Annotated in this window: 8 protein-coding genes and 1 pseudogene; 6 read left to right on the top strand and 3 right to left on the bottom strand. The window is 71.4% G+C overall.

Features of this window, described 5'->3' with window-relative positions; genetic code table 11:
* A partial coding sequence (locus ACFVX4_RS11620; RefSeq protein WP_389974676.1) for a hypothetical protein occupies positions 1 to 585 on the top strand: 585 nt, incomplete at its 5' end.
* 71 nt (positions 586 to 656) lie between these two features.
* On the opposite strand, the gene ACFVX4_RS11615 is transcribed toward ACFVX4_RS11620, so the two are convergent.
* On the bottom strand, positions 657 to 1,268 hold the full coding sequence (locus ACFVX4_RS11615) for a hypothetical protein (protein WP_389974673.1): 612 nt from the start codon (positions 1,266 to 1,268) through the stop codon (positions 657 to 659).
* Positions 1,269 to 1,497: 229 nt separating this feature from the next.
* Here ACFVX4_RS11615 and ACFVX4_RS11610 point away from each other — a divergent pair, with 229 nt between their 5' ends.
* Positions 1,498 to 4,326 carry a penicillin acylase family protein gene (locus ACFVX4_RS11610; RefSeq protein ID WP_389974670.1) on the top strand — a complete coding sequence of 943 codons (2,829 nt, stop codon included), beginning with the start codon at positions 1,498 to 1,500 and terminating at the stop codon, positions 4,324 to 4,326.
* A gap of 57 nt (positions 4,327 to 4,383) precedes the next feature.
* Here the strand turns inward: ACFVX4_RS11610 and ACFVX4_RS11605 are convergent, their stop codons facing one another.
* Entirely contained in the window at positions 4,384 to 5,649 is a 1,266-nt protein-coding gene (locus tag ACFVX4_RS11605; protein WP_389974667.1) for an exo-beta-N-acetylmuramidase NamZ domain-containing protein, read from the bottom strand.
* Positions 5,650 to 5,834: 185 nt separating this feature from the next.
* Between ACFVX4_RS11605 and ACFVX4_RS11600 the strand changes: the two genes are divergently transcribed.
* Genes ACFVX4_RS11600 through ACFVX4_RS11590 form a run of 3 tightly spaced genes read left to right on the top strand, consistent with a single transcriptional unit; the run spans position 5,835 to position 8,877 of the window.
* On the top strand, positions 5,835 to 6,599 hold the full coding sequence (locus ACFVX4_RS11600) for an SDR family oxidoreductase (protein ID WP_389974664.1): 765 nt from the start codon (positions 5,835 to 5,837) through the stop codon (positions 6,597 to 6,599).
* On the top strand, positions 6,596 to 8,254 hold the full coding sequence (locus tag ACFVX4_RS11595) for an AMP-binding protein (protein WP_389974661.1): 1,659 nt from the start codon (positions 6,596 to 6,598) through the stop codon (positions 8,252 to 8,254). The genes ACFVX4_RS11600 and ACFVX4_RS11595 overlap by 4 nt, the downstream gene beginning before the upstream one ends.
* A gap of 29 nt (positions 8,255 to 8,283) precedes the next feature.
* Positions 8,284 to 8,877 carry a TetR/AcrR family transcriptional regulator gene (locus ACFVX4_RS11590; protein ID WP_389974658.1) on the top strand — a complete coding sequence of 198 codons (594 nt, stop codon included), beginning with the start codon at positions 8,284 to 8,286 and terminating at the stop codon, positions 8,875 to 8,877.
* On the opposite strand, the pseudogene ACFVX4_RS11585 reads toward ACFVX4_RS11590, so the two are convergent.
* Positions 8,816 to 9,831 (bottom strand): annotated as a pseudogene (locus ACFVX4_RS11585) (LysR family transcriptional regulator). The gene ACFVX4_RS11590 and the pseudogene ACFVX4_RS11585 overlap by 62 nt on opposite strands.
* 74 nt (positions 9,832 to 9,905) lie before the next feature.
* Between ACFVX4_RS11585 and ACFVX4_RS11580 the strand changes: the two are divergent.
* The gene (locus tag ACFVX4_RS11580) at positions 9,906 to 10,070 is read left to right on the top strand and encodes a hypothetical protein (protein WP_389974655.1); all 165 of its coding nucleotides are present in this window, start codon (positions 9,906 to 9,908) and stop codon (positions 10,068 to 10,070) included.
* Positions 10,071 to 10,113: the final 43 nt, after the last annotated feature.

Below are 10,113 nucleotides of genomic sequence, written 5' to 3'. Positions count from 1 at the left end.
GCTGGTTTGCCGGCCCTCCCGCCACCCACCCCCCCCCCCCCCCTCCTCCTCCTCTCTCCCCCCCCCCCCCGACAGCCTCTCAGCCTGCCCGTACCGGCCGGGTACCAGACCGGTACGCCCGGTGACGCCGTCAACCCGGCGGTCCAGTACCAGTCGTCGCACTTCGACAGCGCGGTCGTCGGAAGGAAGCCGTCCGAAGAGCTCGAATTCCGGATCCAGGTCTACCGGAATCCGGACACCGCCGACCGGACGTCCGGCGAGGGCTCGGACAACGACCTCGTCGGCTACTACCGTGCCGACGGCCGCGAGGTCCGCCGCTATGGGCTCGACTACCACGCCACGCCGGGCGGGCGACCGGCCTCGACGCTCGACGTCCAGTTCTACGACCGGGGCGACAAGGCCGCGGGAATCCTCAGCCGCGGTCTCCAGCTCAAGGTCATCACCGAGGACTCCGAGGTCGAGTACTCCGTCCACGTCTGGGTGCGGGGCCCCGAGAAGGAGGTCTCGGGGGACACACCCGGCGCCTTCTACGAGAAGGTCGTCGCCGGGCTACGGATTCCGGACATCCCGGGGACCCGGTCCTGACACGCGGGGCCCCGGGCCCGCCCGCCGGGGTGCCGGGCGGGCGCGGGCATGCCGGAGGGGCTCGACGCCCGTCACGCCACCGATGCCAGATCCCGCCGAGGTGTGCTCCGGGCCTTCGCCAGCGCCCGCGGGGTGAGCACCGGCTGCGGCACCACGATCCCGCACCCCGTGCAGACCGGCCCCGACCACGGCTCGCACTCCAGATCCTGCCGCCAGCGGATCGCGGCGCCCGCGCACACCGGGCAGACCGTGCCGGGCTCCGACTCCAGCGCCGTGATCAACCGCCGAAGGACCTCGGCGAGCGGCGCCGACGGGTGCACCGCCGGGTCCTCGCACCGCGCGACCCCGTAGCCGCCCCAGGTGCGCCGGTGCCAGTCGTCGAACGCGCCGGGCCGGCGCAGCCCGTCGTGCTTCTCCCGCCTGCGGCGCTCGGCGAACCCCGCCTCGTAACCGAGCCAGACCGCCCGCGCCGCCTCCAGCTCGTCCAGCGCGCGCATCAGCCGCGCCGGATCGGGGGACCGGTCCTCGGGCCCGATCCCGTGCCGGGTGCACAGATGGTCCCAGGTCGCCCGATGTCCGTAAGGGGCGAACCTCTCCAGGCACTTGCGCAGCGAATACCGCCGCAGCGCCAGGTCGCTCCGCGGATCGCGGACCTGTCTCGCAAGACTTCGGAATCCCGCCACCGCACCGTCACCTCCGTCGCTCGTACTTCGGCGTCAAGGGATGGACGTACGGCTGCCCCGTTCGGATCCCACGAAGACTGATGTTGTCCGGAATTCGGCGCGATCCGTCAGCGCGGCGCCGCAGCCGACGGCGGCATGTGACGATTCGGAAAAGGTGACGGTTGCTCACCTTACCGGCGGGTCATACCGCCAGTAACCTCCGGCGCATCGGCCTCTCGGAGGAGCACGCATGCCCCCACGCACCGTCAAGTTCAGAGCTGCCACCGTCGCGGCGGTTCTCGCCCTCGGCACCACCCTGCTGGCGGCCTCGCCGCAGGCCGGCGCCGCGGCAGCGGAACCCGCCCCCGTCACCGACTACTGCCAGGGGCAGTGCGACGACATCCTGCCGCCCGGCGAGAACGGCAATGCCACCCTCGTCGACATCCTCGGCAACAAGGCGTTCGGTACGCACCCCGCGCACAGCGACGACCAACTCGACCGCTACAACGGCCTGGTGGCCGGCCAGACGGGTCTCACCGACCAGAAGCTGACCGACTTCTTCAACGACGCCTCCTTCGGCGTGTCCAAGGACCAGGTCGAGTCCGTCACCTCGCCGCGCGACGACGTCACCATCACCCGTGACAAGGCATCCGGTGTCCCGCACGTCAAGGGCACCACCCGGTACGGCACCGAGTTCGGCGCCGGATTCGCCGCCGGGCAGGACCGGCTCTGGCTGATGGACCTCTTCCGGCACATCGGACGCGGCGAACTGACCTCGTTCGCCGGCGGCGCCCTCGCCAACCAGGGCCTGGAGCAGCAGTTCTGGCCGCAGGCCCCGTACACCGAGGCAGATCTCGAAGCCCAGGTCGAGTACATCAGGACCCACGAGGGCGCCCGCGGCGAACAGGCCATGGTGGATGCCCAGGCGTATGTCGACGGCATCAACGCCTACCGCGAGAAGTCCAAGAACGGCCGCTACTTCCCGGGCGAGTACGTCCTCACCGGCAAGATCGACGCCATCACCAACGTCGGCGAGATCCAGCCGTTCAAGCTGACCGACCTGATCTCCATCGCCTCGGTCGTCGGCGGTCAGTTCGGCGGCGGCGGTGGCGGCGAAGTGCAGGCGGCGCTCTCGCTGCTGGCCGCCCAGCAGAAGTACGGCGTCGCCGAAGGCACCAAGGTCTGGGAGTCGTTCCGCCAGCGCGAGGACCCCGAGGCCGTGCTGACGATCCACGACGGCACCTCGTTCCCGTACGCGGGCAAGCCCGCCAAGGCGCGCGGCACCGCGCTGCCCGACGCCGGGTCCGTCACCGCCGACCCCCTGATATACGACCGGACCGGCTCCGCGGGCACCGACAGGAAGGCCCCGGTCAAGGCCCCGGCCACGCTCAAGAAAGCCCAGGGCATCTACGACGACGGCGTGATCCCCGAGGGCTCGCTGCCCGGCTCCGGCTCCGGCGCCCAGAAGCGCGGCATGTCCAACGCCCTGCTGGTCTCCGGCAAGCACACCGCGAGCGGAAACCCCATCGCCGTGTTCGGACCGCAGACCGGCTACTTCGCCCCGCAGCTGATGATGCTCCAGGAACTCCAGGGGCCGGGCATCAGCGCCCGCGGCGTCTCCTTCGCCGGCGTCGGCATGTACATCCAGATGGGCCGCGGCCAGGACTACGCCTGGAGCGCCACCTCGGCAGGCCAGGACATCACCGACACCTACGCCGTCGACCTGTGCGAGCCCGACGGCTCCACACCGACCAAGGACGCCACGCACTACCTCTACCGCGGCACCTGCACCGCCATGGAGACGCTGGAGCGCACCAACTCCTGGAAGCCGACCGTCGCCGACTCCACGGCGAAGGGCTCCTACCGGATGCAGGTGCGGCGCACGAACTACGGCATCGTCACCCACCGCGCCACCGTGGGCGGCAAGCCCGTCGCGTACACCTCGCTGCGTTCCACCTACCGCCACGAGGCCGATTCGATCATCGGCTTCCAGATGCTCAACGATCCGTCGTACGTCAAGGACGCCGCCTCCTTCCAGCAGGCGGCAAGCCATATCGACTACGCCTTCAACTGGTTCTACGCCGACTCCCGCACCGCCGCCTACTACAACAGCGGCATGAACCCGGTGCGCGCGGCGGGCGTCGACCCGGCACTGCCGGTGCGGGCCGAGCGGGCCTACGAGTGGCAGGGGTACGAGCCGGCCGCCAACACCGCCGCGTACACCCCGTTCGCCGAGCACCCGCACTCCAGCGGGCAGGACTACTACATCTCCTGGAACAACAAGCAGGCCAAGGGGTACGCCGCCGCGGGCTTCGGCCTCAGCGCGGTGCACCGGGGCGATCTGCTGGACGACCGGGTGTCGGAGCTGGTCGAGGAGGGCGGGGTGACGCGTGCGTCCCTCACCCGGGCCATGGCCCAGGCCGCGGTCACCGATCTGCGCGGCGAGCAGCTGCTGCCCGAACTGCTGAAGGTGATCCGCTCCCGGCCGGTGACCGATCCCGAACTGAACGGTGCCGTACAGCAGTTGGAGTCCTGGCGGGCGGCGGGATCGCAGCGCAGGGAGAGCAGCCCCGGTTCGCACGCGTACACCCATGCCGACGCGGTGCGGATCATGGACGCGTGGTGGCCGAAGCTGGTCGAGGGGGAGTTCAGGCCGGGGCTCGGCGACGGCCTGTACGGAGCGCTGACCGCCAACCTCGCCACCGACGAATCCCCGGCGGCGAGCCACGGGCCGAGCGGGGCGCACAGCGGATCCGCGTTCCAGTACGGCTGGTGGGGCTTCGTGGACAAGGACCTGCGCCAGGTCCTGGGGCAGCAGGTCAAGGGGCCGCTGGCCAGGACGTACTGCGGCAACGGCGATCCGGACAGCTGCCGTGACGCACTGCTCGCGTCCCTGAAGCAGGCCGCGGCCCAGCCCGCGACGGAGGTCTATCCGGGGGACGACAGCTGCAAGGCGGGCGAGCAGTGGTGCTCCGACTCGATCGTCCACCGGCCGCTCGGCGGGATCGCCCAGAAGTCCATCCACTGGCAGAACCGCCCGACGTACCAGCAGGTGGTGGAGTTCCCCGCCCACCGGTAGGGGGTTGAACCACTGTGCCGGGCGGGTCCGAACTCCTCGGGCCCGCCCGGCGCCGTCTCACCGGTACTGGAGATACCGCTTCCGTACGGCCCGGAACGCGGCGAGATCCTGCGCCCAGGCCCCCACCACCTCATCCGTGTCCGCCCCCGCGTCGATCATGGTGCGGACCCGGGTGTTGCCGGTGAGCTTGTCGATCCAGTTGTCCGAGCGCCAGGCGAAGCCGCTCCAGGTCCGCTTCGCCGTCACCAGCAGGGCGATCCCCGTGCGCACCGGATCGAAGACCTCGCGGTCCTGGACGTGCAGTTGCACACCGCCGACCGTCTTCCCCTGGAACTTGGAGAACGTCGGCGCGAAGTACGCCTCGCGGAACGCGACCCCGGGCAGGTCCAGCGCGTTCGCCGCCGCCGCCCACCGGTGATCGATGCCCTCCGCGCCGAGCAGTTCGAACGGCCGGGTCGTGCCGCGCCCCTCGGAGAGGTTCGTGCCCTCGAACAGGCAGGTCCCCGAGTAGACCAGTGCCGTGTCGGGCGTCGGCATGTTGGGGCTCGGCGGTACCCACGGCAGCCCGGTCGCGTCGAAGAAGTCCGAGCGCTTCCACCCGGACATCTTCACGATGCGCAGGTCCACCGGCCGCTCGGCCAGGAACCGGGCGTTGAAGAGCAGCGCCAGCTCGGTGACCGTCATGCCGTGCGCCTGCGCGATCTCCCGGCGGCCCACGAACGTGCCGAACGCCGGGTCGAGCACCGGGCCGAGCGCCGCCCGCCCGGTCACCGGGTTCGGCCGGTCCAGGACGACGAACCGCTTCCCCGCGAGGGCCGCCGCCTCCATGCAGTCGTACAGCGTCCAGATGTACGTGTAGAAGCGGGCGCCCGCGTCCTGGATGTCGAAGACGACCGTGTCCACGCCGGATGCCGTGAAGACATCGGCGAGCGGCTGTCCGCTCTTCAAGTACGTGTCGTAGACCGGGAGTCCGGTCGCCGGGTCGTCGTACCGCCCCTCCGACCCGCCCGCCTGCGCGGTGCCGCGGAAGCCGTGTTCGGGGCCGAAGACGGCGATCAGGTCCACCCGTTGGTCCGGGTGCATCACATCGACGATGTGGCGCACGTCGGAGGTGATCCCGGTCGGGTTGGTGACGACCCCGACCTTCTGGCCCTTCAGCAGCGCGTAGCCGTCCGCCGCCAGCCGGTCGAAGCCGGTGCGGACCCGGCCGTGCCCCTTGCCCGGAGCGGGTGCGGCGGTCGCGGCCCCGGCCCCGGCGGCCGTCGCCGCGAGGGCCCCCACCGCACCGCCGGCGGCCAGCAAACCACGTCTGGACAGGCTCATTCGGCTACCTCCATGATCGCGACGCATGTCATGGTCACGCACGCTAGCGCGCGTTCAGGCCGTACGGAATGAGCCGGACGGGACGGTTGTGACAGGAGCGCCGCCCGAGCGGCATCCGCCTCTTCCGCTCCGGCATACCGACTGGTTAGTCTGCCAGTGCAGTCGGCTGAGAGAGGCGGGACCCGATGAGTGCGGTGCAGGGCACGGGCGTGGTGGTCACAGGGGCCGGAGGCGGCATCGGAGCCGCGCTGGCCCGCCGGTTCGCCGCGGAGGGTGCGCGGGTCGTGGTCAACGACCTCGACGAGGCGAGGATCAAGACACTGGCCGAGGAGATCGGCGGCATTGCCGTCGCCGGTGACGCCTCGCAGATCGTGGACGCCGCCAGGGACGCGCTCGACGGCACCGTCGACGTCTACTGCGCCAACGCCGGCCTCGCCTCGCCCGGCGACGTCTTCGCGGACGAGGAGGTCTGGGCCGCGGCCTGGGACGTCAATGTGATGGCCCACGTCCGCGCGGCCAGGGCGCTGCTGCCCCACTGGCTGGAGCGCGGCAGCGGACGCTTCGTCTCGACCGCCTCCGCCGCCGGACTGCTGACGATGATCGGCGCCGCGCCGTACAGCGTCACCAAGCACGGCGTCGTCGCCTTCGCCGAATGGCTCTCGCTCACCTACCGCCACCGCGGCATCAAGGTCCACGCGATCTGCCCGCAGGGCGTGCGTACGGACATGCTCACCGCCGCCGGATCGGCCGGGGAGCTCGTCCTCGCCCCCAGCGCCATCGAGCCCGAGGCGGTCGCGGACGCGCTCTTCGGCGCCATGGCCGAGGACCGCTTCCTCGTCCTGCCGCACCCCGAGGTCGCCGGGTACTACCGGGCCCGTGCCAAGGACACCGACCACTGGCTCGGCAGCATGAACCACCTCCAGCAGAAATGGGAGGAGACCGGCGCATGACCGAGTCGATCTACGCGGCCAAGCCGTGGATCCCGCTGCTCAGCGAGGCCCAGCGGGGCCCCGTCAGCCCGGCGCCCAGCCTCGTCCACGCCTTCCGGGACTCCGTCGCCCGCAGCCCCGGGCATCCCGCGCTCGCCTACTTCGACGGACGCCTGAGCTACCGCGAGACGGACGCGCTCTCCGACTCGGTGGCCGGCCACCTCGCCGCCGAGGGCCTGGAGCGCGGCGACCGCGTCGCGATCATGCTGCAGAACACCCCGCAGTTCGTGCTCGCACTCCTCGGCGCCTGGAAGGCCGGCGCCACGGTCGTCCCGCTCAATCCGATGTACAAGTCCGGCGAGGTCGGCCACGTACTGAAGGACGCCGAGGTCACCGCGCTGATCTGCGCGGACCGGGCCTGGGAGGCGTATCTGCGGGACACCGCGGCCGGCGCCCCGACGGTACGGATCGCCCTCACCACCAGTGAGCTCGACCTCCAGACGCAGAACGACGAACGGGTACTCGGCTTCGACCGGCTGCCCGTGCCCGAGGATGCCGACGACCTGGTCGCCGTCGCCCGGCGGGGCACCAGGGCTCCCGAGGGGCGCGAACCCACCGCCGCCGACGTGGCGTTGATCAGCTACACCTCCGGGACCAGCGGCACCCCCAAGGGCGCCATGAACTCCCACGGCAACATCATGATCAACGCCGAGCGACAGCGGACCGGGCACCCCGTCCCCGAGGGCTCCTCCTACTTCGCGCTCGCGCCGCTCTTCCACATCACCGGCATGGTGTGCCAGCTGGCCGCCTGCCTCACCAACGCGGGCACCCTCGTCCTCGCGTACCGCTTCCACCCCGGCGTCGTCCTCGAAGCCTTCGCCGAACACCGCCCCGCCTACACCGTGGGCCCGTCCACCGCCTTCATGGCGCTGGCCGCCCACCCCGACGCCACCCCCGAGCACTTCGCCTCCTTCCGGGTGATCTCCTCGGGCGGCGCACCGCTGCCGCCCGCCCTGGTCGAGAAATTCCGGGCGGGCTTCGGCCCGTACATCCGCAACGGCTACGGCCTCACCGAGTGCACCGCCCCCTGCGCCTCCGTACCGCCGGAGCGCGAGGCCCCGGTCGACCCGGTCTCCGGGACCCTGTCCGTCGGTGTCCCCGGTCCCGACACGGTGGTCAGAATCCTCGACGAGAACGGCGATGAGGTGCCCTTCGGCGAGCAGGGCGAGATCGCGGTCCGGGGCCCGCAGGTGGTCTCCGGCTACTGGCGGCTGCCCGAGGCCACCGCCGCCGCCTTCCCGGAGGGCGAGCTGCGCACCGGCGACATCGGCTTCATGGACAGCGCGGGCTGGCTCTATGTCGTCGACCGCAAGAAGGACATGATCAACGCCTCCGGCTTCAAGGTCTGGCCGCGTGAGGTGGAGGACGTCCTCTACACCCACCCGGCGGTCCGGGAGGCGGCCGTCGTCGGTGTCCCCGACGCCTACCGGGGCGAGACCGTCCGCGCCTACGTGAGCCTGCGGCCCGGTGCCTCGGTCGGACCCGAAGAACTGGGTGCGTACTGCAAGGAACGGCTTGCCGCGTACAAGTACCCGCGCGAGGTCGCGATCCTGACCGAACTCCCGAAGACGGCGAGTGGGAAGATCCTCAGGCGGGAACTGCGTTCCCCTCGATGACCGATTCACGCGGAAGGCAGGTGGCGGCAATGGCCAAGGCGACGGACGGGGACACGGCTCCCGTCCCTCAGCGGCTGCTGGCCGCCGCCACCCGGCTCTTCGCCGAGCAGGGCTACGACCGCACCTCGGTCCAGGAGATCGTCGAGGCGGCGGGCGTCACCAAGGGCGCGCTCTACCACTACTTCGGCTCCAAGGAGGACCTCCTCCAGGAGGTCTACGCCCGGGTGCTCCGCCTCCAGCAGGAGCGCCTCGACGCCTTCGCCGGCGCCGACGCCCCCGTCGAGCAGCGGCTGCGCGACGCCGCGGCGGACGTGGTCGTCACGACCATCGAGAATCTCGACGACGCCTCGATCTTCTTCCGGTCCATGCACCACCTGAGCCCGGAGAAGAACAAGCAGGTCCGGGTGGAGCGGCGCCGCTACCACGAGCGCTTCCGGGCCCTGGTGGAGGAGGGCCAGCGGAGCGGGGTGTTCTCCACGGCCACCCCGGCGGACCTGATCGTCGACTACCACTTCGGTTCGGTCCACCACCTGTCCACCTGGTACCGGCCCGACGGCCCGCTCAGTCAGCAGGAGGTCGCCGACCACCTGGCCGACCTGCTGCTGCGCGCCCTGCGTCCTTAGAGCCCGTCGAGTGACCTTCGATCAGAGGTCACCCGACCGGCTCTCAGGCCCTGCGAGCCGGTCGAGGAGCGCTTCCGCCGCCGGGTTGCGGAGCTTGGGGCCGCCCGTGCGGACCGAGCCGGGCTCGCGGGGCCCGGACGCCCGCCCGGCGAGGACCACGGTCCGGCCGGGTTCCGGCTGGCGGATGCTCAGACACGGCAGCCCCGCGTCCTCGCCGATCCGCCGCGGCACGATCGCCACGCCGATCCCGGCCCGTACGAGATCGACGAGCAGCCGGATCCGGGTGACGTCGCAAGTGATCCGGCGCTCCAGCCCGCAGTGTGCGGCCAGCCTCCGCACCGCGGTCTCCAGGCCGGTGCCCGCGCGGAAGTCCACGAACGGTTCGTCGGAGAGGTCCTTGATCAGGGTGCGCCCGGCGGTCGCCAGCCGATGGCCCGGCGCGGTGATCAGCACCAGGTCCTCGTGCCAGGTCGCGAACCCGACGATGCCTTCGGGGAGTTCGGCGGCATCCGGCGCGAGATAGGCGAGGTCCAGCTCACCGGCCCGCAGCCCCGCGACCAGCTCCGGTGTCGTCGCCTCGCGCAGCGAGATCTGCACCCCCGGCCACAGCCGGTGGTACGAGGCCAGCTCGGCCGCCAGATCCACGCAGGTCAGCGTCTGGATCGTGCCGATCCTGACCCGGCCGGTCACCAGCCCCGCCACGGCCGCCACCGCGTCCCGGGCCGCCTCCGTCCCGGCGAGCACCGACCGGGCCGCGGGCAGCAGTGCCCGGCCCGCCTCGGTGAGGATCACCCGCCGGCCGGTCCGGTCGAACAGATCGGCCCCCAGCTCCCGTTCGAGGTTGCGCACGGAGGTGCTCAGCGCGGACTGCACGATCAGCTCGGCACGGGCGGCGGCGGTGAAACCGCCGTGCGTGACCACCGCCATGAAGTGGCGGAGTTGGCGTAGCTCCATCCATCCACGCCATCGATCCCAGCCGGCTGAACCATCTGTTGGACCGATCACGGGTACGGGCCGAAGCTGGAGGTATGACTCACATCCAGCCGTCCGCGCACGTCCCCGCACTCTGGACCGCGGCGTACGGACCCCACCACGCGTCGGCCGTACGCTTCGCCGCCCGGTGCCTGCTGCGGGTGAGGGCCTTCGTACGCGATCTGGCGCTGGCGGACCACGTGGGTTCCGGCGGCTACTGAGGCGGCCGCCGAGAGGGAGCGAAGGCCCGAAACCCGTTGGTGG

Origin of the sequence: Streptomyces sp. NPDC058240 (genome assembly GCF_042882135.1) — a bacterium.
Lineage (GTDB): Bacteria > Actinomycetota > Actinomycetes > Streptomycetales > Streptomycetaceae > Streptomyces.
The sequence above is the reverse complement of the archived record's forward strand: the minus strand, read 5'-3'. Positions and strand labels throughout refer to the sequence as shown.

What these genes read in the sequence shown, in the direction of transcription:
- ACFVX4_RS11610 (WP_389974670.1), top strand. Translation starts at nt 1,498, where the DNA reads ATGCCCCCACGCACCGTCAAGTTCAGAGCTGCCACCGTCGCGGCGGTT.
- ACFVX4_RS11605 (WP_389974667.1), bottom strand. Translation starts at nt 5,649, where the DNA reads ATGAGCCTGTCCAGACGTGGTTTGCTGGCCGCCGGCGGTGCGGTGGGG.
- ACFVX4_RS11600 (WP_389974664.1), top strand. Translation starts at nt 5,835, where the DNA reads ATGAGTGCGGTGCAGGGCACGGGCGTGGTGGTCACAGGGGCCGGAGGC.
- ACFVX4_RS11595 (WP_389974661.1), top strand. Translation starts at nt 6,596, where the DNA reads ATGACCGAGTCGATCTACGCGGCCAAGCCGTGGATCCCGCTGCTCAGC.
- ACFVX4_RS11590 (WP_389974658.1), top strand. Translation starts at nt 8,284, where the DNA reads ATGGCCAAGGCGACGGACGGGGACACGGCTCCCGTCCCTCAGCGGCTG.
- ACFVX4_RS11580 (WP_389974655.1), top strand. Translation starts at nt 9,906, where the DNA reads ATGACTCACATCCAGCCGTCCGCGCACGTCCCCGCACTCTGGACCGCG.